This window comes from Nonomuraea sp. NPDC004186 (assembly GCF_053603495.1).
The window spans coordinates 48,711-73,442 of the sequence record NZ_JBSGFQ010000067.1; the positions used below are offsets into that span (position 1 = coordinate 48,711).

Sequence of the window (24,732 nt, forward strand, 5' to 3'; positions counted from 1 at the left end):
TTCGGCAGTGGGGCCTATGCGCAGTGTCGGGACGTTGGGTGGTGCTGCGTTGGATGTCGGGTGGTGTGGCGGTGTTCGCGTTGCACTCGGGTGTTCGGCAGTGGGGCCTATGCGCAGTGTCGGGACGTTGGGTGGTGCTGCGTTGGATGTCGGGTGGTGTGGCGGTGTTCGCGTTGCACTCGGGTGTTGGGCAGCGGGGGCTACGCGCCGCGCCGGGACATCGGGCGGTGAGGTGGTCTATGCGCTGCACCGGAGGCGTCAGACGGCGACGCGCGGGTGCTGGGCAAATGAGGGGTCATGCTACGGGTACCCAGGTCGGGCCGCTGTCGTCGGCGGTGTGGTCGACGCGGCCGAACACCACGTCGGCGAAGTGCACGCCGAAGCCGATCGTGTCCGGACGCTGCAGCTCGTTGACCAGCCGGTGCCGGTGCACCGTCGACTCCACCGAGTCCAGGTCCGAACCGGCGAACCAGTCGGGATGCCGGACCTGGGCCGAGGAGTGCAGAGCGTCGCCGAACGCGATCAACCGCTGGCCGCCGGACGTGATCGTGTACGTGGCGTGCCCGAACGTATGCCCGGGAGCCAGCGCCACGCGCACTCCCGGGAAGATCTCCTCGTCGTCCCGCACGGTACGGACCCGGGGCGCCAGCGCGGCGAGCATCTCGTCGGTCGTCCCCTGCTCGAGGCTCAGCTGCCGCTGCTCCCATTCGGGCTCGGAGATCAGGTAGTCGGCCTCGGTGAACGCGGGACGGCTGCTGCCGGGTGCGGGGTGCCAGGCCCAGCCGAGGTGGTCGAGGTGCAGGTGAGTGAAGGCCACCGCCTCGATCTCGTTGGGCCGCCGACCCAGCTTGGCGAGGTTGTCGAGCAACTCACCACCACGGATGGAGCCGATCTTCGGGTTCTCCGGATCGTCGGGTACGGACACCGGCCCCACGCCGGCATCGATCAACAAGGCCCTCTCGCCGTACTCCACCAACAGCGCACCGATGCTGCCCACGAGGTTCCCCGTGTGGTCGAGGAAGGCGGCGTTGTCCTTCCAATCCTGCTCTGTCGTCTCCAGCAACCACCCGTACGGCTTGAGCTGCACTGCGCCGTCGGGCACATAGCTGATCTTGAGCTCACCGAGCTGCAGGGAACGGACAGAGGACGGCCGGCGCAGACGCTCTTCGTAGCTGTTCATGGCAGAGAAACTTACAACTAGAACTATTAAAGCTGCAAATATACATGCTTGAGCTATCCTGTCCCTGTGAAGCCGCCCGAGCCCGCCACGACTGCCAGCTCTGCCACCACGAGCGGTGACGCCGCCAGCTCTGCCACCACGAGCGGTGACGCCGCCGGCGGTGGCGCCACCAGGCTTGCCACCTCTAGCGGTGATGCCGCCAGCTCTGCCGCCACGAGTGGTGATGCCGCCGGCGGTGACGTCACCAGGCTTGCCACCGCCAGCGGTGCCACCACGAGCGGTGACGCCGCCGGTGTGGATGTCACGCATGTGGATGACACCAGTGGACGCGTTGCCGACAGCGCGGAGCGTGCCCTTGCCGAGCGGAACCTGTGCGGCCTCGTCGGTGCGTTGGCCAAGCAGATCGAGGGCCATATCAGAGAGCGGGCGGCCGCGCTGGACCTGACGGCGGCCCAGGCGGTGGCGCTGCGCGAACTCACCGGCCCGATGACCATGCGCGACCTGGCCGATCGGATGAGTTGTGAGCCGTCGAACGCCACCTTCGTCGTCGATCGGCTGGAGGAGCAGGGCATCGTCGAACGGCGCCCTCATCCCGGTGACCGCCGGGCCAAGCAACTCGTCCTGACCTCCGAAGGCGTCGCGCTCCGCGAGCGGCTGATCGACCTGCTCACCGAGGCCTCACCCTTGGCCCGGCTCACTTCGGAAGAGCAGGCCGCCCTCAACGACCTCCTCACCCGGGTGGTGCGATAAGCGGGTGGCGCGATAGCCGGAGTCCGGTGAATCGCGCGAGGGCTGCGCGATGCGTGCGGTGTGGGACGTCGTGGGGGAGGCGTCCGATTGTGGGGGTCAGGGTTGTGGGGTCAGCATTCTGTTTTGGTGGGGGGCATGGTGCGGTCGGTGAAGTAGCGGTTGATGTGGTCGCGGGCGCAGGGGTTGGCGCCGTAGAGCGTGTGGCCGGGGCCGTTGTGGCGGATGGTGGCGCTGCCGGGCACCTGGGAGAGGACGCGGGTCACCGCGTCGGACTCGCCCCAGGCTCCTGCTCCCAGCATGGGTGGGAGGCCCTTGGGGAGAGGGGTGGGCGGGTTGGTGACCGGCTGGGGCCAGCCGATGCAGCCCAGGGTCGCTGACGCGAGGGTGTTGGCCGTGCCGGTGTTGGGGGCCACGCGTTGCAGGCGCTTGATGGCGGAGGTCATCTCCTTGCGATTGGCGAAGCGGGGCCAGTCGGCGCATTCGGTGACGCCGGTGGCCTGGTCGGGGTAGCGGGCGCCGCGTTGCGGGACGAAGTCGGAGGCGTCGCCGTCGGCGGCCTTGCGGATCGCCTGGGCCAGCTTGGGCCAGGCGGCGGTGCCCTGGCGGGCGAGGCCCAGGGCGAAGCTCTGGAGGTCGCGGGTCTTGTAGGCGACGTTGGCGGTCTTCGTGCGGATGGGGGTGCGGTCGGCTCGGGCGATCAGCGTGCGCCAGAGGGCGGGGACGTCCGAGCAGTCGTTGGAGGCGCACCAGGTGAAGAAGCGTCGCAGGAACTGCTCGTTGGACTTGGCCATCTCCTCCAGCTCACGCTCCCAGTCGGCGGCGCTGTGGCTCCACGTGCCGTCGAGGACCATCGTGCGGATCCGGTCCGGGAAGAGGCGGGCGTAGTCCTGGCCGTAGAAGCCCGCATAGGAGGCGCCGTAGTAGTTGAGCTTGTCGTCGCCGAGGGCCTTTCTGATGGCCTCCATGTCTCTGGCCTGGTCTGCCGAGCTCATGTTGGCGAACAGCTCGGGGTCCTTGAGCCGGCAGGCCTCGGCGTAGCCGCGGTTGGTGTCGGACAGGCGGCCGAAGTCGGCGTCGTCGCGGGGTGAGTCGGGGATGGGGACGCGGGTCCAGGCGCACTGCAGGCCCGTGCTGAGGCCCCCGAACTGCTCGCCGTAGCCGCGGGTGTCCCACGTGACGATGTCCATGCGTTCGCGGAGCTTGGTCCACCAGTCGGAGGCGGACTGCGTGATGCCGATGCCGGGGCCGCCGGGGCCGCCGTAGGCGATCAGGACCGAGCCTTCGGACTTGCCGGTGGCCTTCAGCCGGCCCAGCTTGAGGGTGATCTTGCGGCCGTCCGGCTTCTGCCAGTCGGCCGGGACCTGGAGGTCGCTGCACTCCATGCCGATCTTGTCATTGGGGCAGGTCTGCCACTGCTGCGGCCCGCCGGCGGTGGCCGCCGCGGACGCCGAGGTGGTCGGCAAGGTCCCCATGCCCAGCAAGGCCAGGGTGATGGTGAGGGGCTTGAGCATGGCGTTCACGATGCCGGAGGGGGAGGTGGAAGCGCGTCGGACCAGGGTTTGGTCTTTTGGGGGTGCGGGTCCTACCAGGGGTTGTCAGACCGCTGCACGCCCCGACCGGTCGGAGAGGGTCTGTGGGGACATTCGACCCAGCGCCCGCCGGGCTCGGCCTGGAGCCGAAGGCGGCCAAGACGGGCCCTTGTGGGTGGGGTGGGTCTTGCGACGGCGGGGTGGGTCTTGCGGTGGTGGGGTGGCGTTGTCACGATCGACGGCGTGGGCAGATGGCAGTGGGCCTGGGAAGGCGCGCTCGGGGTCGTCACGGTGCTGGGGCTGGGGATGGTCCTGTTCACCGCTCCCGGCGGGCACCTGCTGAACATCCTCGCGTCCTCCGCGCCGCTCGGCCTGGTCGCCGTGGCGCTCTCCTTGTCGATGCGCGCCGGCACGCCCAACCTGGCCGTGGGCTCGGTCGCCGCGCTGTCCGGAGTGCTCATCGCCTCCGTCGTGGTCGTCCTCGGCATCCCGCTGGTCGTCGGGGTGCTCCTCGTCATCCTGCTCGCCGCGCTCTCGGGGCTGGTCATGGGGGCGTTCACGGTGCTGCTGGAGGCGCCGGCCTGGGCGGTCACGCTCGCCGCCGCCGTGGTCTGCGACGCGTTGTCGCTCGCGTTCACCCAGGCCAGGACGATCCTCCTGCCGGCGGCGCCGTCGCTCTCGCCCGTGGTGGGGTTCGCGGTGTTCGCCGTCGTCTCGGTGGCGGGCGGGCTGTTGTGGGCCCGGCGGGAGTTCCGGCAGTGGCTGACCAAGGGGTGGGCCGGCCCTCTCGTCGGGCTGGCCGGATCCTGCGTGCTCGCCGCTTTGGGTGGGTTCGTGCTGCTGTTGCGGCTGGGAGCGGCGCAGCCGGGCTCTCAGGGGCTGTTCACCATGGTGTTTGCGCTGGCGGCCGTTCTCCTGGGGGGCACGGGCCTTTCGAGCCCTTTGAACGGCGCCGGCGCGGTGAGCGCGGTGGCCGACGGGGGACGTGGGGGCGTCGCCGGCACCCTGCTCGCCGTGCTCATCCTGGCGATCGTGCAGGGTGAGCTCACCCTGCTGGCTGTCCCCACGTACGTCATCATGATCGTCCTGGGTGGCGTCGTGATCGCCGGCCTGGCCGTGTCCCGAGCGCTCGACGCCTTACGTCAGTGAAGCCCCGTGCCGGTAAGGCGCCGTCCCGGCAACGCCTCGTGCTGGTGAAGCCTTGCGTCGGTGAAGCCCTGTGCTGAAGAGCCCGCGCCGGTAGAGCCCGCGCCGGTAGAGCACGGTGTCGGTAGCCCCCGGGCCAGTGAAGTCCCGAGCCAGTGAGGCTCCCGCGTCAGTGGGTCAGCCCAGCGACTTCTTCAGGAAGTCGACCTGGAGCAGCAGCAGGTTCTCCGCCACGACCTCCTGGGGCGTCATGTGCGTCACCCCCGAGAGCGGGAGCACGCTGTGCTGCCGGCCCGCCGCGAGCAGGGCGGATGACAGGCGCAGCGTGTGAGCGGCCACCACGTTGTCGTCGGCCAGGCCGTGGATCAGCAGCAGCGGGCGTTCGAGCTTGGGCGCGTCCGCGAACAGCGAAGAGTTCTCGTACACCTCGGGCTGCTCGTCTGGATGGCCCAGGTATCGCTCGGTGTAGCACGTGTCGTACAGCCGCCAGTCGGTCACCGGCGCCCCCGCCACCGCCGCGTGGAACACGTCCGGTCGCCGCAGCACCGCCAGCGCGGCCAGGAAGCCGCCGAACGACCAGCCGCGAATGGCCACCCTCGTCAGGTCGAGATCGTCGGGATACTGCTCGGCCACCCCCTGCAGGGCGTCGATCTGGTCGTCGAGGGCGGGGGTCGCCAGGTCGTTCAGCATGGACCGCTCGAACTCGGGGCCCCGGCCAGGGGTGCCGCGCCCGTCCGCGACGATGACCGCGAAGCCCTGCTCGGCGAACCACTGGCTCTCCAGGAACGCGCCGCGCCGGTTGAGCACGCGCTGCGCGTGCGGCCCGCCGTACGGGTCCATGAGGACCGGCAGCTTCCCGGAGCCCTGCTCGTGCCACGAGGGCAGCACCACGGCGGTGGCCAGCTCGCGACGGCCGGAACGGCCGAGCGAGACGCGCAGGTCGAGCCCGGGCCGCTCGGCGAACGACGGGATCGGCACCGCCATGCCGTCGCGCCGTACGACCGTGGTCGAGACGCCCTCGGCGTCGAGGCTCTGCTCGGTCAGGACGCCCACGCCGCCGGACATCCGCCCCGAGAACACCCCGGAACGGGTCGAGACGGGCAGCAGCGAATGACCGTCCCACGTCCACAGGTGAACCTCGGTCGGATCGCCGCTCGCGCTGAACAGCACGCTGTCGTGATCGACGTCGAGCACCGCCCGCACCTGCAGCGTGGGCGGGGTGACCGCGCGGTCGCCCACGAACAGCCGGTTGCCGCCCTCCGAAGCGGCCACCCACACCAGCGACCCGTCGTCGAGGTGCGCGGGCACGCCGGACACGATGTCGACCCAGGCCGGATCGGTGTCCTCGCGCACCAGCGTGGCCGCGCCCGTCGCCGGGTCGACCGTGAACAGCCGCATCGTGCGCTGGTCGCGCGTCAGGGTCACGATCGACAGCGCATGGGAGTCCCAGGCCGCCGTCGTGAGGTATTCCTCCTCGTACGGCACAGCGACCCGCGACCCGTCGAGCCCCAGCACGAACAGCTCCGTGACCGCGTTGGGCGTGCCGGCGGCCGGATAGCGCTGGGCCGACGCGGGACGGTCGGGGTTGGCCGGGTCGGCGATGTGCCAGACGTGGACCGGGGCCTCGTCGGAGCGTTCGACCAGCAGCGCGTCGCTAGACGGCGCCCACCAGTAGCCGCGCATCCGGCTCATCTCCTCGGCGGCGATGAACTCGGCCAGCCCGTACGTCACGGTCTCCGACTCCGGCGTGGCCAGCGCGCGGTCCTCGCCGGACGCGAGGTCCTGGACGCGCAGCGCGCCGCCGGTGACGTACGCGACATGTCCCCCGTCCGGGGACAGACGGGGATCGATGACCGCGCCCGGCGTGTCCAGCCGGCGCGCCTGACCGGTCGCGAGGTCCACGACGTAGAGAGCGCCGGACAGGGCGAAGGAGGCCCGCGTGACGTCCGTGTCGGTGGCGTACGCGACCACGCCGCCCGCCGCCTCCCGACTGCGCTCGCGCCTGGCCCGCTCCTCCGGCGGCAGGTTCTCCTCGTCGGCGTCGAGCGCGCGCGGGTCGACGACCAGGCGCTCGACGTGGGTCTCGGTGTCGAGCTCCCACAGGCACGTCACCGGATCGGTGCCCGATTTCGTGCGGAGGAAGACCACCCGGCCGCCGTCCGGAGTGATCGTGAAGCTCCTGGGCACTCCGAGGGTGAACCGGCGGGTCCTGGCAGACAGTCGCGGGAAGCTCTCGCTCATGCGCCCAATCCTGCCACCGCCGATGAGGAACCTGCGCAATGGCGTCCGGAGCCCGTCGGTACGCTCATCCCTATGACTGATCGACGGCTCCTCCTCGTACACGCCCATCCGGACGACGAGTCGATCGGCACCGGGGCGACGATGGCCAAGTACGCCGCCGAGGGAGCCCACGTCACGCTCGTGACCTGCACTCTCGGTGAGGAAGGCGAGGTCATTCCCGCCGATCTCGCCCACCTGGCCGCCGACCAGGACGACGCGCTCGGGCCGTACCGGATCGACGAGCTCGCCGCCGCCTGCCGGGCGCTCGGCGTCGAGGACCACCGCTTCCTGGGCGCGCCGGGCCGCTGGCGGGACTCGGGGATGATGGGGGTGGCGTCCAACGACCACCCGAAGGCGTTCTGGCGCGCCGACCTCGACGAGGCGGCGGGAGAGCTCGTCAAGGTCATCCGGGAGGTACGCCCGCAGGTCCTCGTCACGTACGACGACAACGGCTTCTACGGGCACCCCGACCACATCCAGGCGCACCGGGTTTCGCGCAGAGCGTTCGAGCTGGCCGCGAAACCGGACTTCGGCGAGGGCGAACCGTGGCAGATCGCGAAGTTCTACCACACGGCCCTCGCCCGATCCGTCATGCGGCGCACGACCGAGGCGCTGCGCGGGGCGGACGTCGGCTTCCTGGTGGAGGACGTGGAGGACATGCCGTTCGGCAACGCGGACGAGGACGTCACCACCGAGATCGACGCCCGCCCGTGGATCGGCGCCAAGATGGAGGCCATGCGGGCGCACGCCACGCAGATCGTCGTGGACGGACCGTGGTTCGCGCTGTCCAACAACATCGGCCAGGAGGTCCTGGGCGTCGAGCACTACCGGCTGGCCATCGGCGTGCCCGGACCCGGCGTGCCCGGCCCGCCCATCGAGGCGGGCGGTCTCGGCGAACCGCACACCCGCGAGAACGATCTCTTCGCGGGCATCCACTAACCTCGTGCGACATGGAACATCGCAGCCAGGCCGAGTCGGCGCTGGGCGGAGCGGCGTACGGCATGCTGTTCGTGCTCGGCGTCGTCATGGGCGTCGTGGGCGGCTTCACGCATGCGGTGCGGCAGATGGGGCCCGTGCCGATCGCGGCGATCGTGTGGGTGCTGGCGTTGTTCGCGGTGTGCCTGGGGGCGGGCAAGCTGATGCGGGGCAAGCTCGGGGCTTTCATGGCGGCGGTCGGATGGCTGCTGGTCACGATGCCGTTCACGCTGAAGCTGAGCGCCGGCGATCTGGTGATCGCGGATGGTCCGCCCGGGTACGTCTACCTGTACGGAGGGTTGACGGCCATTGTGGCGGCCTATCTGCTTTCGCCCTCGTCAGAGGGGGGATCGTGGCTCTTGCATGGGTACCCTCAGAAGAACTCTATGTAGCGGCATAAAGTAGCGTTCGTGCATTCCATCGAGCGGCCAGTGGACCCTGAGACTTACCGCAAGGTCGTCGGTCGCTTCGCCACTGGAGTCGCGATCGTCACCACCAGGCTGGACGATGTCGATCATGCGATGACGGTGAATTCGTTCACCTCTGTCTCCCTTGATCCGCTCCTCGTGCTGTTCTGCGCGGAGAAGGTGGCCCGGTTCCACGACGCGGTGCTGGAGGCGGGGGTGTGGGGGGTCTCGGTGCTGCCCGCCTCGATGGAGGACGCCTCGCGCTTCTTCGCCCACCGGGGCCGGCCGTTGAACGGGCAGCTCGCGCGGTGGCCGCATCACCTGGGGGAGTCGGGGGTGGCGTTGTTCGACGGGGCCATCGCGACGGTGGAGTGCGTGACGACGGCGGTGCACGACGGCGGGGACCACTCGATCGTGGTGGGCCAGGTGACGGCCCTGGACACGCCTTCGGACGGGGCGCCGCTTCTGTACCACGAAGGGCAGTACAAGACCCTCTGGCGGGCATGAGTCGGGCCAGGCACGTGGCCTGGCCCGCTCACTTGCTCGCTTCCCGGGTGGCTACTGAGTGGTAGCGCTGGTCGATTCCGACGGCGTGGTGGTCGCAGTCGCCGTCGGGACGCTGGTGCCGGTCGGCGTCAGCGTGTCCGGCGGGGTCTCGGAGGGGAGCTCTGTCGGCGTCTCCTCCGCCGGCGGCGGACAGGTGGGGATCCCCGGCGCGCTCTCCGTCGGTGTCACGGAGTCGGTCGGGCTCGTGGTGGATGTCTCGGTCGGGCCGGTGGTGGGTGTCGTGGTCGGGGTTTCGGTCGGAGTTCCGGTGGGAGTTTCGGTCGCGCTGTCAGTCAGGGTCGGGGTCGGCGTCGGCGGGTCGGTGACCGGCGGGGACTCCGTGCCCGTGGCGGTGGGCGTCACCGTGTCCGTCGGGCCGGTCGTCGGCGGAGGGGTCTCCGTCGGGCCGGTCGTCGGCGGTGGCAGGGTCTCCGTCGGCTCGATGCTCGGCTCGACGCTCGGCTGACAGGTGAACGTCACCGTCTGCGTGACCGTCGGCCCCGGCTCGGTGACCGTGATCTGCTCCTTCACCGTCACCGTCGGAAGGGGCGTCATGGTGACTGCCGGTTTGCCCTTTTTCTTGTACGTGCCCCGGCCGAGCCGCTCCGTGGACTCTCCCGAGCCCTCGGTCACCGGGAAGTCGACGCTGGTCGTCTTGCAGGATCTGCCCTTGCAAACCCGCTGCTTGATCGAGAAGAGAGCAGCTTGCGCGTCTGTGATCGATACATTCAGGTAGGAGACGCCTCGCCTCTTGACTACCTTCGTCGTGGCGGTGTACTCCCCGATCGTGGGAGTCTCCGTGGGTGTCGGACTCGTGGTCGGGACGGTGGTTAACGCCACGTTTGCGCCGAGAGCGCCTGGTCGGTTGTCAGTGGATCGTAGGGGATCGGTTGCTGACGACTGGGTGATCGCCACTCCGCCGGCTCCTGCCAGTGCGACGGTGCCGAGCAGCGCGCCCAGGATGGAGAATCTCATAATCCTGCTCTTATGGGAGATTTCAGGACGGGGATCATTATTCCGACTTGTCAAGATTGGTCAAGGCTGAGACGCATGGACAGGCGCTTCCGGTTCCGGCGGGTGGCGAACTACGTGAACCTCGCCACGCCGCTCGGTCTGCTGATCTCGATCATCGGTGGCGCGACCAGGAACCCCGGCCCCGACGGGCTCATCCTGGCCTTCGGCTACCGCTACCGCTTCCCCATCGCGGGGGCGTTCACCGTCGGAAACGTCGTCCTGACCAGGTGGGACGCGCTCCCCGATCGACTCGTCCGCCACGAGGGCCGGCACGCCACCCAGTGGGCCTGGTGCGTCGGCCTCCCCATGCTGCCGCTCTACCTGCTGTCGATGCTCGTGTCGGTGATGGTCTGTGGCAACCAGGCCACGTACAACCTCTTCGAGCGCCTGGCCGATCTGGAGGACGGCGGCTACCCCCGCGCCCGGCTGTGGTGGCGGCGGCGCAGCGGCGTCGAGTGAGGCCGAAGCGCGTGCCCCCGGTGTCAGGGGAGCGGTCCCTGCGGTGCGGCGGCGAGTGAGGCCGAGGGGTCTCAGTGGGGCGATCCCTGCCGTGCGGGAGCGCGTCTTGGCGAGCCCTTCAGGCGGCCCAGCATGAGCGAGGCGATGGCCAGGCCGGAGATGGCGCCGGCGCAGAGGACGGAGGCGGTGGAGGGGGACACGGGCTCGACGCCTGCCAGGGCGAGGGCTGAGACGGCGGTGGCGGTGGCCACGTAGAGCCAGGTGGCCAGGCGGATCCAGCGGACGCGGGAGCCCTCGGAAGGCAGCGTGCGGGACAGCAGCCAGGACAGGGCCGGCAGCAGGAGGACGCCGTGCATGAAGATCGCGTGCGCGGGCTTCAGGGTCGTGGCCACCGTGTACGCGAGCTGCTGGTTTCCCGTCACCACCTCGACGACGCCACGGGCGATCATGACGGCGCCGAACGCCATGGCGGCGAGGAGCGTGGCGAAGCCCGCGCGTACGGCCAGGCGCATGCTCGGGGCGAGGTCCGGATCGGGACGGAACGCGGCGATCGTCATGACGATCCCGATGGCGACGAGGACGCCGCCGCCCGCCGCCAGGGTCCTCGCGACGGCCGTGTCGAAGGCGGTCTCCATGTTGAAGTGGGACGGGACGCCTCGCCAGGCCTGGAGGGTGATCAGGGCCACCTCCAGCGTGGACGCCACCGCGAAGGCGCCGACCACGAGCGGGCGGGCGCGGAGCCGCACGAACTGGGAGACCCACGTGAGGGTCAGCACGCTCAGCCCGAACGACACGCCGAACGTGAACGGCTTGCGCCACGACACCGCGCCCTCCCACGGCCCGCCGTCCACGACGAACACGCCCAGGTGAACGAGGCCCGCGAGCACCAGCAGGACTCCGATGAGGTACCAGAGGCGATTCATGCCGCCATGGTGGCAAGGCGGCGGGGGCCGGCGCGTCGGCCCAGGGTTTGGATCGCCTCTACAACCCCGGTCGTACGACCGAGGCGATCAGGGGGTGAGCTTGAGGGTGTGGACGGCCGCCTTCTTGATCGACTCGGGCTTCGCGTACATCGGCAGCAGGTCGCCCTTGGCCCAGGCCTCCGCCTGATCCCAGTAGTTGTCGTGGAAGGCGTGTCCGGAGGCGCCCGTCAGGTTGATCCATCGGGACTTGTCGGTGTCCGACAGGTCGACGATCATGCGCATCGACGGGACGGCGGTGATCTCGTACCCCTTCTGGACGTTCCACCCCGTGGCGTTCACGGCGTCCTTGCCCCCCGCCACGGCCAGCGGCCCGCGGTTGAACAGGGCCTCCACCGGAGCTATCCCCGAGGTCCCCAGCGAGCCGTTGACCAGCTTCAACTGGTGCAGGTCGCCCCAGCGCCAGGACTTGACCTCGGGCCCGAGCCGGTCCGACAGCTCCTGGTACGCCGAGGCGAGCGCCTGGCGGAGGATGTCGTCGCGGGTCTCCTTGATGTTCTTGGTGGTCACGTCGTCCCAGAAGGGGTCGTCAGGAGCGTCGAGCAGGCGTCTGACGACCTCGTACCAGCGGTCCCCTCCGGCCGGCCGCGCCGCCTCCGGCAGGTCGTCGTCGAACGTCAGCGTGAGCACCTGCCGCCACACCGCGTTGAAGTAGGCGGCGGCGGTGGAGTCGAGGCCCTGCATGCGGTCCCACGTCTTCAGCAACTGCCTGGCCTCGCCGCTGGGCCCCGCCAGGTCGACCCGCATCAGGGCCGGGATCAGCGTCTCGGCGAAGCCGTTGTACGTGTCCTGCTGGATCGCCGACATGGTCGCCGCGTCGATCGGGCCCTTCTTGAGTGCTTCCTTGATGCGGTCGCGGATGCGTTCGGAGCGGTAGCCGTGCGCCCAGTCCTTGGTCAGCAGGGGTTTGTACCGCTTGGGGTCGATGACGGCGTTGTTGGCCGTGACGATGAACCCGTCGGCCGGGTTCTCCACCGAAGGTAACTGGTCGTACGGGATGGGGGCCGTCATCCAGTCGTACTCGCCCGTCCATCCCGGGACGGGCCACGTGCCGTCGCCCTTGGCCCGCACGGGGATGCGCCCGGGCGCCTGATAGCCGATCTTGCCCGTGGTGTCGGCGTAGATCAGGTTCTGGGACGGCACGTCGAACAGCGCCGCCGCCGCCCTGAACTCCTGCCAGTCGCCCGCCTTGTTCAGCGCGAAGACGGCGTCGGCCGTCCGGCCCGGCGTCAGCGCCGTCCACTGCAGCGCCACCGCGTTGGCCTCGCCGCTGGGCTTGGCGCTGCCGATGACGTCGTTGATCAGCGGCCCGTGCCGGGTGCTCCTGACCGTGATCGTGACCGGGGCGCCGCCCGCGACCTTGATCTGTTCCTTCCTGGTCTCCAGCTTCACCTGCTGGCCCTTGTACAGGTACGTGTCGCCCTGCACCTGCTCCAGGAAGAGGTCGGCCACGTCGGGGCCCAGGTTGGTGAAGCCCCACGCGATCTTGTCGGTGCGCCCGATGACCACGCCCGGCACGCCCGAGAACGTGAACCCGGTCACGTCGTACGGGCACGCCTCCGTGATCTTCCTGCAGTGCAGCCCCGCCTGGTACCAGACGGAGGGCATCTGCGGCGACAGGTGCGGGTCGTTGGCCAGCAGCGGCTTGCCGCTCTTGGTGTACTCGCCGGAGACCACCCACGAGTTGGACCCGATGCCCTCGCGGTCCTCCGTGCCCATCGTGCTCGGTACGGCGTCCAGGGTCTTGGCGGCCTGGGCGATCGCGCGGTCGGCGCGCTGCTGGGGCTCGGCGTGCTGGTTGAAGCGCCCCTGGTCGATGGTGCCCTCGGTGACGATCGGGCTGTGGCGGTCGTACGGGTAGCCGGGGTAGAGCTGCTCGACGCGCTCCTTGGGCAGCTTGGTCAGCGCCAGAGCCCGGTCGATCTCGTCCTCCATGTTGGAGCGCAGGTCCCAGGCCATGGCCTTCAGCCAGGCCACGGAGTCGGCCGCGGTCCACTTCTCCGGCTGGTAACCGCCGTTCTGGATCTTCAGGATGGAGTATTCGAGGCTGCGGTCGGAGGCGTTCGGGTTGGCGCTGAGCCAGGCGTTCACGCCTCTCGCGTACGCGTCCAGGTAGTCCCGGGTGTCCTGGGCCAGGTCGGGGAGCTCCTCCTCGGCGACCTTGCGCCAGCCCATGGTCCTGATGGCCTTGTCGTTCTCGACGGTGGCCTTGCCGTAGAGCTCCGAGAGGCGGCCGGAGGTCAGGTGGCGGCGGAAGTCCATCTCGTAGAAGCGGTCCTGGGCGTGGACGAACCCCTGAGCCGTGAACAGGTCCGCTGCGGTGTCGGCGTAGATGTGCGGGATTCCGTATTTATCCCGATAAATCTCCACATTCCCGTTTAGGCCCGGCAGCCGCAGCGATCCGTCCACCTGCGGGAACGATTTCCGCACCGTGTAGACGAGGACCCCTGCCAGCACCAGGACCAGCGCGAGCACTACGGACAGCACCCGGGCGAACCACCGCAACGGCCGCGGCATCCACGCGTAGGGCCTCACCGACACCTCCATCTCCGCCGAACTGGCACTAAGTCTGTCAGCCCGAGATCACTACTCCGGCCGCCTTCCGCAACCCTGGGAGGAGGACTTGAGAGGCCTGGTTACGGGCGATCACCCCTCCCTCACTCGCCGCGTCCGCCGAGTGGAGGACGGCGCGGGGGTGTCGCGCGGGCGACCCCGGCGCTCCCTCGTGAGAGTGAGCGAGAAATCGGTCGCACCGGCGATCCGCGGCGGCAGCGCTGATCGACAGGATGGGCGCATTCCACCTGCACCCCTCTCACTTGGAGATGCTCCGATGAAGCTGTCAGCTGCCGGTCTCGCCCTCGCCACCCTCCTCGTGGCGACGCCCGCTCAAGCGGCCGCCACCCCGGCCACCCCCACCTCGGCCCCCTCGACGAGTGCCTGCCCGCCACCGGCCGTGGTCCGGCCCGATCCGGCCGCGCCGGTCCCTCCCGTCAACGCCACCGCGCTGGAGCAGTCCATCAAGGACCTGCCCGCGGCCGACGCCACCGCCGCGATCGTCCGGGTGAGCGGTACGAAGGGCTCATGGCGGGGCGTGACCGGCGTGGCCGACATCACCACCCGGCGCAAGGCCTCCGCGCACGTACGCTTCCGGGCGGGCAGCGTGACCAAGATGTTCACCACCGCGGTCGTGCTGCAGCTCGTGGCCGAGGGCAAGGTCTCACTCGACGGAACCGTCCAGGACTACCTGCCCGGCCTGCTGCCCGACTCCTATCCCGAGGTCCGCGTCGGTCAGCTGCTCAACCACACCAGCGGGCTGCCCGCGCCCGAGCTGCCCGGCACGTTCGACTGGGTCTACCGGACCCGGTTCAAGACCTGGACGCCGGAGGAGTACGTCGGGCTGGCCGTGCGCAACCCGATCGAGTTCGCGCCCGGCACCAGGCAGCACTACCTCAACACCAACACGTTCGTGGCGGGCATGCTGATCGAGAAGATCAGCGGACGCTCGTACGAGCACGAGGTCACGTCCAGGATCCTGCGCCCGCTCGGCATGCGGGACAGCTACCTGCCCGGCACCTCGCCCCGCATCCGCGGCCCGCACCACAAGGGCTACCAGTCCGTGCCCGCGGGCTTCGACGGCGCCGTCGCCTACGGAGCGGGCCACGTGGTCGACATGACCGAGACCAGCGTCACCTCGACCTGGGCCTCGGGCGATCTCATCTCCACCGCCGCGGACCTGGAGAAGTTCGTCAAGGCGCTGTTCTCGGGGAAGGTCGTGCCGGCCGCGCAGCTGGAGCCGATGTTCACGGTCCCGGACGTGACGATGTACGACGAATGCGGCAACCAGCCGGCCGTCTACACCTCGGGCATGACGCGGCTCGTGCTGCCGGGCGGGATCGTCGCCTACGGCAAGACCGGCGCGCGGTACGGCTACGCCGCCGGCGTCGGCGCGACCCGTGACCTGAGCCGGGTTCTCGTCTACTCGGTCAACTCCACCGACGCGAAGGCATCGGGCCAGAACGACAGAACGCTGCGCATCGCCCTGGCCGCCTTCTCCCGATGAGCCGCCGGTGCATGGCGCATCGTGCCCGAGCGGGATCCGCGGCGGTGGCCGGCGGGGCGGCGTTGGGTGGGGGTCAGGTCCAGGTTTGGCCGTCCGGGGTGTCCGCGACGCGTACCCCCATCTCCGCCAGCTCCTCCCGCAGCCGATCCGCCTCCTCCCAGTCCCGGGCCTCCCGCGCCCGGTCCCGCGCCTCCAGGAGCTCCCCGGCCCCGGGAGGCAGCACCCGAGCCTTGCCGATCTCCGTCGAGAGGTCGAGCCCCAGCACCTGGTCCAGATGCAGGAACGTCTCGAACTTGGCCCCGGGCGCGACGGACTCGTCGCGTTCCAGGTCCCGGAGGATCCGCAGCGCGGACGGCGTGTCCAGGTCGTCGGAGAAGGCGGCCTCCACCCGTTCCGCGTAGTCCGCGGCCATCGGCGCGCTGTGTGACTCCGACCACTCGGCCACCCGGGCGCGCCACCGCCGCACCGTACGGTCGGCGGCTCGCAGGGTGTCCCAGGTCAGGTTCAGCTGCTGCCGGTAGCGGTGCTCCAGGAACGCCATGCGTACGGCGAGCGGGTCGAGCCCGGCCGCGGCCACGTCCGACAGCAGCACCACGTTCCCGGTGGACTTGGCCATCTTGCGGCCGTCGAACAGCAGGTGCTCCCCGTGCACCCAGTGCCACACCACCTCGTGCCCGGTCGCCGAGTTGGACTGGGCCCGCTCGTCCTCGTGGTGCGGGAAACGAAGGTCGATCCCGCCGACGTGGATCTCGAAGCTGGAGCCGAGGAAGCGGAGCGACATGGCCGAGCATTCCACGTGCCACCCGGGGAAGCCGCGGCCCCAGGGTGAGTCCCACGTGAGGTCTCCCGAGGAGGGCTTCCACAGGGCCCAGTCGGCGTGGAAGCGCTTGCGCGGGTCGACGGCGTCGATGCGGTGGGCGGGCTTGAGCGAGTCCAGGCGATTTCCCGAAATTTCGCCGTAAGTGGGGAAGGTCTGGACGTCGAAGAACACCGACCCGTCCGGCACCTCGTACGCGTGTCCCCGCTCGATCAGCTTGGCGATCAGCTCGATCATCAGGTCGACGGTCTCGCTCGCCCGGGGCGTGTGCTCCGGCGGTCGGAGGTTGAGCGTCGAGGTGTCGTTCCTGAAGGCGTCCTCGTAGAAGCGGGCGAGCTCGCCCACCGAGCGCCCCTCCGCCCGCGCCTGCTCCAGGACCTTGTCGGAGCCGGCGTCGGTCAGGTGGCCCACGTCGGTGATGTTCTGGCAGGCCAGCACGCGTACCCGCCGCCGTTCGAGCACCCGCCTGATCAGGTCGGACAGCAGGTACGTACGGAGGTTGCCCACGTGCGCGTGGCGGTAGACGGTCGGCCCGCACGTGTACATGCGCACCGCCCGCCCCGAGGCGATCTCCTCGACCTGCCGGGCACGCGTGTCGTAGATCCGGAGCATCCTCCGAGCCTAGCCGCGTCAGCCCCCCAGGAAACCGAGGATGTCCCGGTCGCCGCGCTCGCGCAGCCTGCCCAGCACTTCCTCGCGCCCGGCCGTGTCGGGCATCCCCATCCTGGCCCCGATCAGCCGCAGCCCCTCCAGCTCCGAGCTGACGGGGGCGGTGTAGCCGATGAGGTAGAGCGCGCGGTTCACGGGCGGCATCCCGACGGGCGCGGCCGGCAGGTAGCGGGTCAGCAGCTCGCCCCCGTCCGACACGGTCAGGAACACGTGGTCGCCCTCGCTCGCCTTGAAGTCGGCCAGCACGTTGCGGATCGACCCCATGGTCGGCTGGTTGTGCCAGCTGATCACCACGTCACCGGACGGGGTCGAGGCGGTGAGCTGCCCGCCCGGCGCCATCCCCAGGTACGCCGCGAAACCTGTGGGCAGCGGCGAACCGGACCCGCGCAGGTGCTCGGCGTTGACGTCCACCCGGTGCCACCAGCGGCCGTCGCGGGAGCGGAAGCTGCGCCGCGTCTCCGACACGTCCTTGCGCGGCTGGTACGGCTCCGCCTCCCCGGTCGGCGAGGTGCCGGCCACCCGGATCCAGCCCCGCTGCGTCCGCTCGAAGCCCGGCCCGCCCGAGTACGCCCGCACCGAGCTCTCGCTGACCTCGTACTTGGCGGTCAGGTTGGTGACGATCGTGCTCACCGAGGCCTCGCCGCCGGCCCGCTCGATCTCCCTGGCGATCATCTCCCTGATCCCCAGGTACTCGTCGCCGCCCCATCGCGTCAGGCCGTACTTGTTGCGGTCGACCCGGCGGAAGCGTTCGTCGGCGGTGAGCTGGTTGCGGATGCCGACCAGGCTGTAGTCCTCGCCGATGCGTTCCTGGATCTCCTCGGGCGACAGCGGCGCGCCGGCCACCGCCAGCACCGCCTCGGCCTTCTCGTTGATGCTGCGCGGCCACGGCACGACGTGCTGGCCCAGCACGCGTAGCTGCGGCACCGCCAGGATCCACCGCTCGGCCACGTCCTCGCGCACGCCGAGCTGGGTGACCATGGCCACCGCCTCGCCGAGCGGCCGCGGCCCGTCGGCGAACAGCTGCCGCGTCTTCTCCCGGAGCTCGTCGGCCCCGCCCGCCACGAGCCACCCGTCGGACTGCTCGTAGCCGGTCAGCAGCGTACGCACGAACCGCCACGCCGGGATCCCCAGCGAGCGCAGCTCGGCCCGGTGCCACGGCACGGCGGCCTGCAGGTCGTCGGCCGGGACCGCGGAGCCGAGCCGGCCGCGCAGCCAGGAGACGTGCGCGACGAGGGCCGACGCGTCCGGCTTGCCGAGCCAGGCCTCCACGTGGTCGCGCAGGTCGCGTTCGATCTGCCGGATCCGCTCCCGCGTGACCGAGAAACGCTGGGCCAGCTCGTCCAGCGTGGCCCGCTGCGCGGCGTAGAGCCGGTCGCGGGCGATGGCCCGCTGCCGGTCGTCCAGCGCCCCGAACAGGTCGTCGATCAGCTCGGGCAGCGGCCTGTCCGGCCTGGACGGCGCGGGCGCGGCCTCGGGCGCCGGTTCGAGCAGCCGCTCGAACACGCCGGTGAACAGCTTCTGCACCACGTCCTTGCCCAGCGTCTCCGGCGTCCGCTCTGCCTCGGCGGGGTCGGAGAAACGCAGCAACGGGAGGATGTCGCCGACCATCAGATGACCCCAGCAGGCCACGGCGAGGTCGGCCAGGCGGCCGGCCACGGCCTGCGTCCCGACCATGGCGCACGCGCGATCAAGGGGGATCGCCTGCCACCAGGCCTCGGGCAGCTGTGGCTCCTCCACGATCGGCGCGATCTGACCAGGGGAGGTCCATCGCAGGGGTGGCGCGAGGTCGCTCAGGCTGAGGTTCATTGACGTCCAACCGGCAAAGGGAAGATATATCCGCAGTTCAGACTATGTGATTAGAGTGACAAAAACGGGCTGCCTCTTCCGGAATGGGAGATATAGAGCATCGCACGAGCCCGCGTGCAGGCGACGAACAGTATGCTCCGTTCACGTTGCAGGGCACGAGCCCGAGCGTCGGGTTCCTCGGGCGGCGGCTCGGGCACCACGCCCTCCGCCACGCCGATGAGCGCCACCCGCTCGAATTCCAGCCCCTTGAGATGTTGGAACGTCGAGGCCCGTACGTCCAGCCCGTCCAGCGCCCGCCTGGCATCCCGCACGAGCCGCGGATTGCGCGCGCCGACGGCGATCTCGTCCGCGGGCACGCCGTCCGCCAGCCACGACTCGACCGTGCTCCGCAGTCCGGCCAGCTCCGACTCCGGCGTCTCGTACGCCCTCACGATGGGCCGGTCGCCGTTACGCGCCGAGTGGAAGCCGTACATGTTGGTCGTGCCCTTGACCAGGCCGCTGGCCGGGCCGCCGCGCAGCCGTACCACGAAGGACAGCAGTTCCTGGGACATCCGGTACGAGAGCCGCAGCGTGTGCTGGACGGCGGGGATGCCGACCGCGCCGAGCGCCACCCGCGTGTCGGTGATCCGCTGGTGCGGGTCGCCGACCACGAACAGGTCGTCGCGAGCCCGCGGCACCGCGGCGCGCAGCAGCCGCCACTGCGATGGGCTGATGTCCTGCGCCTCGTCCACGACGATGTGACGGTACGGCTTGCGCCCCGGGTCCACGTCGTCGAGCAGGTCGCCCGTCGCCAGGGAGAGCAGCCGGAGCGCCTCGTCCGTGAGCTGGGCCAGCGTCCGCGCCCCCGGGCCGACCAGCGCGGGGCGGCGGCCCTCGGCGTCGGCCACGATGCGCAGGGCCAGGCGTTCGGTGTTGCCGACCTCGACCCGCTTGCGGACCACCTCGTCCTCGATCAGCAGGTCCAGCTTCGCCGACAGGTCCTCGGCCAGCGCCTGGGAGAACGTCACGAGCAGCACGGGCCCCGACCCGTGCGCGGCCAGGTGAGCGGCCCGCTGGAGGGCGACGACCGTCTTGCCGGTGCCCGCCCCGCCCACGACCAGCACCGGCTGCTCGAAACGGGCGGCCCTGGCCAGCCGGTGCTGCGGCGGGTCGAGAAATGTGCACCAGGCAGGCAGCCCGAGCACCCGGTCCAGCTCCACCTTGTCCGCGACGAACGCCGCCCGGTCGGGGCTGCGGCGCAGCGCCGCGTGCAGGTCCTCGGGGTCGATCGGCCCGGTGTCCTCGTCGGAGGCGCGCCAGGCGTCCAGCTCCCGCCACGCCTCGGCGAGCGTGCCGCCGCGGGCCAGTACGGCGAGCGGGACGTGCTGGGTCGGCGGGAGCAGCGGTTCGAGCGCGGCCACGTCGGCCTCGGTCGTGATCAGCCTGAACAGCGGCAGCGCGTGCACGTCGAGGCCGAGCCCCATCAGGTCGCCGTCGCAGATCGGGTCGTACAGCCCGGACGACCTGGCCGATCGGCGTAACGCGGGCTCGACGCGTTCGAGCGCCTCGGCGTCCCACTCCTCGACCACGCCGATCACCGGGTTGACCCCGAACCTGAAGCGTCGCGCGTACGACCAGGCCTCGGGGTCGGGCAGCACCGTACGCAGCCAGTACACGTCCCGCTGCCGCACCACCACCCCGCGATGGCCCTCGGCCAGCCGCAGCGTCGCGACCCGCGGATCCCGGCAGCCCCTGACCCGCTGGGGGTGCGGGGCGCCGGCCACGTTCAGCAGGAACCGGCGCAGCGCGACAACGGCGTCCCTGCGCACCGGCTGGGCCAGTGCGCTGAGCTCCCTGGGAAACTCAGGGCCGATCGCGAGCCGCGGCACCGGCTCAGTCCAGGAGGGCGAGCAGGTCGCGGTCCCCGCGTTCGCGGAGCCTGGTGAGCAGGTCGGGGAGCGCGACCGGTCCCGTCATGCCGATCCTGGTGGCGATCACCCTGGCCGCCTGATCTCGGGTGCCGCCCGGGGCCGTGTACCCGACCAGCCGGAGCGCCTTGGTGATCTTCTCGGCGCCCTGCGCGGCGACCGGGAGGTGCCGGGCCCTGAGCACGCCCTCGTCCGACAGCGTCAGGAACAGGTGCCCGCCCTCTCGCGCGCCCACGTCCACCAGGAGGCGTTCGATGGATTCGAGCACCGGCTTGCCGTGCCACGTCATGGTCAGCTCGCCCGCGGCGCTCCTGACCGTCCGGCTCTCACCGGGGGACAGGCCCAGGTACGAGGCGAACCCCGTCGGCAGCGTGCACTCGCCGCCGGCCAGCTGCTCGGCCGTCACGTCGATGCGCAGCCACCAGCGTCCGTCGGGCTGCCTGAAGCAGCGCCTGGTCTGCGAGACGTCCTTCAGCGGCTGGTACGGCTTGTGCTCCCCGGAGTCGCCGTTGGCCTCCTCCCCCTGCGAGGGGGCCGGGGTGAACGCCTGGAACTGCGGCGGGCCCGGGGGAGGGGGCGGCGGCATCTGGGGCGAGCCGAATGCCGACTGCGGCTGCAACTGGGGCTGCGGCTGGGGGGACAGCGTCGCCAGCACGAACTGCCAGGCCGGGACCTCCAGGGCGCGGATCTCCACGTTGTGCCATTCGGCCGCGCCGATGAGCTGCTCCTTGTGGGCGGCCGGGCCCAGGGTCCTGCGCAGCTCCTCCAGATGGGCCCGGTACGGGGCCGCCTCCTCGCTCGACAGCCAGTGGTCGAGGCGGGTACGGAGCTCGTCCTCGGTGGCGGAGATCTCGGCCGGGGGGACGGCGAAGAGCTTGGCCAGCTGGTCCACGGCGGAGGGCTCGTCGGTGAAGACGCGGTTCTGGGCGACGGCCCAGCTCTTGTCGTCGAGCCCGGCGAACGCGGCCTCGATGAGGTCCGGCAGCTGCCCCTGCGACGGGGCGGGCTCCTGCTCGGGGGCGATCACCTGGGCGGGCTCCGGCTCGGGCGCCTCCTGAGCGGCCGGTTCGGGAGCGGGCCCGGGCTCCTCGGCGGCGTCGAGCACGGACTGCGGCTCGGGCTGCGGCTCGGACTGCGACTCGGGCTGCGGTTCAGGCTGCGGCTCGGGTTCGGGCGCCTCGTCGGCGACCGGCTCGGCGTCGGCGGCCGGCACCGGCTCAGCGACCTCGGCCGCGCCCTGCTCCGAAGCGACGCCCTCGGGCTCGCTCTCGTGCGAGGCGACGGCCTCGGGCGCCTCCTCGTGCGAGGCGGCCTCGGGCGCGTCCTGCTGGGGCTCGTCCTGGTGGGCAGCGTCGGCCTCGGGCGCGCCTTCGTGCGAAGCGACGGCCTCGGAGGCGTCCTCCTGGGGAGCGGTGCTCTGGGGCACGTCCTCGTGAGCCGCGGCGTCCTCCGGCGCGACGGCCTGGGGCTCGTCCTCCTGGGGAGCGACGTCCTCGGGTCCGCCCTCGTGGGACGCCACGGCCTCCTCGTCCGCCGGGCGCTCGGCCTCGGCGGCGTGCGGGGCCTCGGCGGGCTCGGGAGCGGCCGCGTCCTCGTCGGGCTCGGGGTCGTCGATGACGGACCCTGCGGGGACGAAGTGGGCGACGGGCTCGGGTTCGTCGATCACCGACCCGACGGCGGCGAACCGGACCACGGGGTCGGGCTCCTCGACCGGCTCGGGCGCCGGCTCCTCGGCCACGGGCTCCGGCTCGGCCACCGCGGCGGGCGGGTGCTCGGCCGGCGCCGCCTGCTCGCTCGCGGCGGGAACCGGCGCCGGGTGCGCGGGCTCGGCCGCCCGCGGGTGCGCCAGGCGTACCAGGACCGCCGAGAACAGCGTGTTCAGCACCGGCCGGGCCTGGATGAAGGGCTGATCCACCAGCTCCCTGCTGGTCAGCTTCAGCAGCCCGGCCCACGATCCGGCCCGGTCGAGGGCGATCGCGACGGCGGGCTCGTCGGCCTCCTCCGGGTCCAGCACGTACAGCGCCGGCAGGACGTCACCCACCGCCGCAGCGGGCCAGTGCTCCAGGGCGATCTCCGTCAGCAGCTCGCCCAACGACTCGGGGCCGATGGCCGCCAGGACGTGTGGCATGGGCAGACTGCGCCACCACGCGTCGGGCAGCTCCGGCTGCCCGGTGAGCAGCGTGATCGTCGTGGCGTCGCTCCACCTCAACGGTGGTACGAGGTCGCTCAGGCAGAAGTTCATCCCGTTCCGTTCACCAGCCCCTCACGCCGCCGCCGCAGCGGTGCAGCCATAATCTCGCCGCCCACGGAACAGACCATAGTCCGGCAAATCAGCCCTACGCATCATGTACAACGCATCAACGCCGAACGGCGGCAAAGCGTAGACGCACGTAGTCGGCCATCCAGCCAGTCTCCCTGCGAAGCGCGGGCGCGGCCAACTCGTTCACACGATGAAGCAGGGGCTCCACGATTTCCGGCGGGAGTCCTTCGAGCACCGACGAGGCGAACATGCGCACCCAGTCGGCGGCCCCGCCGGGGCACTCGTCCAGGGGGGTCGGCCGGTCGAAGTATTCCAGCAGCCTGACCACGAAGCCCTCCTGCTCGAGGCGGCGGGCGTACTCGGCAGGCGAGGGAAAGTACCACGGAAGATCGGGTTCGCGCAGGCCGTACTCGCGCCAGGCCGTCAGCATCGCGGCGGTCAGCTCGGCGCAGTTGCCGGCCCCGCCCATTTCGGCGACGAAACGCCCGCCGGGTGTCAGCGCCTCGCGCACGCGCGCGATCACCAGCCCGGGGTCGCGGCTCATCCAGTGCAGCGCCGCGTTGGAGAACACCGCGTCGTACGGGTTCACGACGTTGAAGTCGTGCCCGTCGCCGACGATGAAGTTGATCCCCGGGTACTGCGCGAGGGCCTTCTCGATCATCGCGGGGGAGCCGTCGATGCCCAGCACGTCCGCGCCCCTGAAGGCGATCTGCGAGGTGAGCACGCCCGTGCCGCAGCCGAGGTCGAGCACCCGCTCGCCGGGCCGCGGATCCAGCAGGTCGACCAGTGGCGCGCCCTGAGTGGAGACGTAGCCGAAGCTGCTGTCGTAGGCGCGACTGTTCCACCGCTCCAAGCTCGGTGTGTCATATCGCAAGACGATCAGCTCACATTCGATCAGACAACGGGCCCCCCTGGCCGTGCTGTCTGCTCACTTTAGAGCCTGAACGTCCCTACGACATATCAAGTCACATCGGACTCATCCGACACTCTTCGTCCATTCCCGGCTGAGATACGCCTTCGCCGCGTCTGCCTGCGGGATTGTCATGAGGACCGGCGGGCCCGGAGCCTTGGGAAGTTTCGCGGCCTGCTCGGCGTCGAGCGTGCCCTTCATGAGCATCGCCTCACTGCGCGCCGGGCGGGCGAAACCCTTCTGGAAGAGGTTCTGGCCCTCGTTCGAGAACAGGAACTCCTGCCAGAGGCGGGCCGCGGCCGGATGCGGGGCCGTCTTGCTGATGGCCTGCATGTGGAAGCCGCCGAGCGGCGCGTCCTTGGGGATCGTGACCTTCCACGCGTCGGAGTGGGCGGCGCTGCGGGCCGCGTTCAGGTGGTCCCAGGCGATGACCGTGTTGGCCTTGGCCAGGTCGGTGAGCCGCCCGGCCTGCTTGAGCTTGGCGAACAGCGCCACCCCCTGCGACGGCTGCGGCACGCCCGAGCGCATGGAGGCGGCCATCACGCCGTCGAACGCCCCGTCCGAGCGCAGCGGGTCGCCGTCGAGCGCGACCCGGTAGCCGGGATTGAGCAGGTCGGCGAAGGAGGCGGGGGGCTTGACCTCGCGCGGGTCGTACCCGATGGACATGAAGCCGCCGTAGGCGGCGTACCAGGCGCCGGACGGGTCCTTGACGTCGTCGGGCAGGTCCTGCCAGCCCTGCACCTTGTACGGGGCGAACCGGTCGGCACCGGAGACGGCCACGTCCAGGGTCAGGTCGAAGACGTCGGGCTTGAGCTGCGCGGCGGCGTCGAGCTCGCGCTTGCTGCCGGCGGCCGGCTCCAGTTCGTTGACCTTGAGCCCGTACTTGTCGGCGAACGTCTCGATGATCTCGCCGTAGTTCACCCAGTCGTGGGGCAGCGCGATCACGTTGAGCCGGCCCTCACGCTTGGCGGCCTCGACCAGCCGGTCCATGGTGGCGAAGCCGGCCTTCATGGAGCTCGCCTGGACGTTGACCGGCG

Annotated in this window: 20 protein-coding genes; 9 read left to right on the top strand and 11 right to left on the bottom strand. The window is 70.7% G+C overall.

Features of this window, described 5'->3' with window-relative positions; all coding sequences use genetic code 11:
• Positions 1–295: 295 nt before the first annotated feature.
• Positions 296–1,180 carry an MBL fold metallo-hydrolase gene (locus ACWEPL_RS40925; RefSeq protein ID WP_452439367.1) on the bottom strand — a complete coding sequence of 295 codons (885 nt, stop codon included), beginning with the start codon at positions 1,178–1,180 and terminating at the stop codon, positions 296–298.
• A gap of 66 nt (positions 1,181–1,246) precedes the next feature.
• Here ACWEPL_RS40925 and ACWEPL_RS40930 point away from each other — a divergent pair, with 66 nt between their 5' ends.
• Complete coding sequence (locus ACWEPL_RS40930) at positions 1,247–1,930, top strand: MarR family winged helix-turn-helix transcriptional regulator (RefSeq protein WP_452439368.1); 684 nt, start codon at positions 1,247–1,249, stop codon at positions 1,928–1,930.
• 110 nt (positions 1,931–2,040) lie between these two features.
• Here the strand turns inward: ACWEPL_RS40930 and ACWEPL_RS40935 are convergent, their stop codons facing one another.
• The gene (locus ACWEPL_RS40935) at positions 2,041–3,441 is read right to left on the bottom strand and encodes an alpha/beta fold hydrolase (protein WP_452439369.1); all 1,401 of its coding nucleotides are present in this window, start codon (positions 3,439–3,441) and stop codon (positions 2,041–2,043) included.
• Between the two features lie 261 nt (positions 3,442–3,702).
• Between ACWEPL_RS40935 and ACWEPL_RS40940 the strand changes: the two genes are divergently transcribed.
• Positions 3,703–4,608, top strand: a complete 906-nt coding sequence (locus ACWEPL_RS40940; RefSeq protein ID WP_452439370.1) for an ABC transporter permease subunit — start codon at positions 3,703–3,705, stop codon at positions 4,606–4,608.
• Between the two features lie 174 nt (positions 4,609–4,782).
• Here ACWEPL_RS40940 and ACWEPL_RS40945 read toward each other — a convergent pair whose 3' ends face one another.
• Positions 4,783–6,846: a prolyl oligopeptidase family serine peptidase gene (locus ACWEPL_RS40945; RefSeq protein ID WP_452439371.1), complete on the bottom strand. Its 2,064-nt coding sequence runs from the start codon at positions 6,844–6,846 to the stop codon at positions 4,783–4,785.
• A gap of 72 nt (positions 6,847–6,918) precedes the next feature.
• Between ACWEPL_RS40945 and mshB the strand changes: the two genes are divergently transcribed.
• The 6 genes from mshB (at position 6,919) to ACWEPL_RS40975 (ending at position 10,286) form a co-directional block, all read left to right on the top strand.
• A complete protein-coding gene (mshB, locus tag ACWEPL_RS40950) occupies positions 6,919–7,824 on the top strand; it encodes an N-acetyl-1-D-myo-inositol-2-amino-2-deoxy-alpha-D-glucopyranoside deacetylase (protein WP_452439372.1) in 906 nt (301 codons plus the stop codon).
• Between the two features lie 11 nt (positions 7,825–7,835).
• Positions 7,836–8,252 carry a DUF6113 family protein gene (locus ACWEPL_RS40955; RefSeq protein WP_363970905.1) on the top strand — a complete coding sequence of 139 codons (417 nt, stop codon included), beginning with the start codon at positions 7,836–7,838 and terminating at the stop codon, positions 8,250–8,252.
• Positions 8,253–8,291: 39 nt separating this feature from the next.
• Complete coding sequence (locus ACWEPL_RS40960) at positions 8,292–8,774, top strand: flavin reductase family protein (RefSeq protein ID WP_363970907.1); 483 nt, start codon at positions 8,292–8,294, stop codon at positions 8,772–8,774.
• A 58-nt stretch (positions 8,775–8,832) separates the two neighbouring features.
• Positions 8,833–9,279 carry a hypothetical protein gene (locus tag ACWEPL_RS40965; protein WP_363970909.1) on the top strand — a complete coding sequence of 149 codons (447 nt, stop codon included), beginning with the start codon at positions 8,833–8,835 and terminating at the stop codon, positions 9,277–9,279.
• A gap of 3 nt (positions 9,280–9,282) precedes the next feature.
• Positions 9,283–9,549, top strand: a complete 267-nt coding sequence (locus ACWEPL_RS40970) for a hypothetical protein (RefSeq protein ID WP_363970911.1) — start codon at positions 9,283–9,285, stop codon at positions 9,547–9,549.
• A gap of 314 nt (positions 9,550–9,863) precedes the next feature.
• The gene (locus ACWEPL_RS40975; protein ID WP_363970913.1) at positions 9,864–10,286 is read left to right on the top strand and encodes a hypothetical protein; all 423 of its coding nucleotides are present in this window, start codon (positions 9,864–9,866) and stop codon (positions 10,284–10,286) included.
• Positions 10,287–10,357: 71 nt separating this feature from the next.
• Here the strand turns inward: ACWEPL_RS40975 and ACWEPL_RS40980 are convergent, their stop codons facing one another.
• A complete protein-coding gene (locus ACWEPL_RS40980) occupies positions 10,358–11,209 on the bottom strand; it encodes a hypothetical protein (protein WP_363970915.1) in 852 nt (283 codons plus the stop codon).
• A gap of 87 nt (positions 11,210–11,296) precedes the next feature.
• Positions 11,297–13,783 carry a penicillin acylase family protein gene (locus ACWEPL_RS40985; protein WP_452439377.1) on the bottom strand — a complete coding sequence of 829 codons (2,487 nt, stop codon included), beginning with the start codon at positions 13,781–13,783 and terminating at the stop codon, positions 11,297–11,299.
• Positions 13,784–14,096: 313 nt separating this feature from the next.
• Between ACWEPL_RS40985 and ACWEPL_RS40990 the strand changes: the two genes are divergently transcribed.
• Positions 14,097–15,326 (top strand): serine hydrolase domain-containing protein, encoded by a 1,230-nt coding sequence (locus ACWEPL_RS40990; RefSeq protein WP_452439373.1) that lies wholly within the window; start codon positions 14,097–14,099, stop codon positions 15,324–15,326.
• A gap of 73 nt (positions 15,327–15,399) precedes the next feature.
• Here the strand turns inward: ACWEPL_RS40990 and cysS are convergent, their stop codons facing one another.
• The 6 genes from cysS to ACWEPL_RS41020 form a co-directional block, all read right to left on the bottom strand.
• Entirely contained in the window at positions 15,400–16,755 is a 1,356-nt protein-coding gene (gene cysS, locus ACWEPL_RS40995) for a cysteine--tRNA ligase (RefSeq protein WP_452439374.1), read from the bottom strand.
• 18 nt (positions 16,756–16,773) lie between these two features.
• On the bottom strand, positions 16,774–18,618 hold the full coding sequence (locus ACWEPL_RS41000) for a sigma factor-like helix-turn-helix DNA-binding protein (protein WP_363970921.1): 1,845 nt from the start codon (positions 18,616–18,618) through the stop codon (positions 16,774–16,776).
• 50 nt (positions 18,619–18,668) lie between these two features.
• Positions 18,669–20,486 carry a UvrD-helicase domain-containing protein gene (locus tag ACWEPL_RS41005; RefSeq protein ID WP_363970923.1) on the bottom strand — a complete coding sequence of 606 codons (1,818 nt, stop codon included), beginning with the start codon at positions 20,484–20,486 and terminating at the stop codon, positions 18,669–18,671.
• Positions 20,487–20,490: 4 nt separating this feature from the next.
• Entirely contained in the window at positions 20,491–22,767 is a 2,277-nt protein-coding gene (locus ACWEPL_RS41010) for a hypothetical protein (RefSeq protein ID WP_452439375.1), read from the bottom strand.
• Between the two features lie 115 nt (positions 22,768–22,882).
• Positions 22,883–23,659 (bottom strand): class I SAM-dependent methyltransferase, encoded by a 777-nt coding sequence (locus tag ACWEPL_RS41015; protein ID WP_355197206.1) that lies wholly within the window; start codon positions 23,657–23,659, stop codon positions 22,883–22,885.
• A 102-nt stretch (positions 23,660–23,761) separates the two neighbouring features.
• The coding region (locus ACWEPL_RS41020) for an ABC transporter substrate-binding protein (RefSeq protein WP_452439376.1) at positions 23,762–24,732 on the bottom strand (971 nt) is incomplete at its 5' end.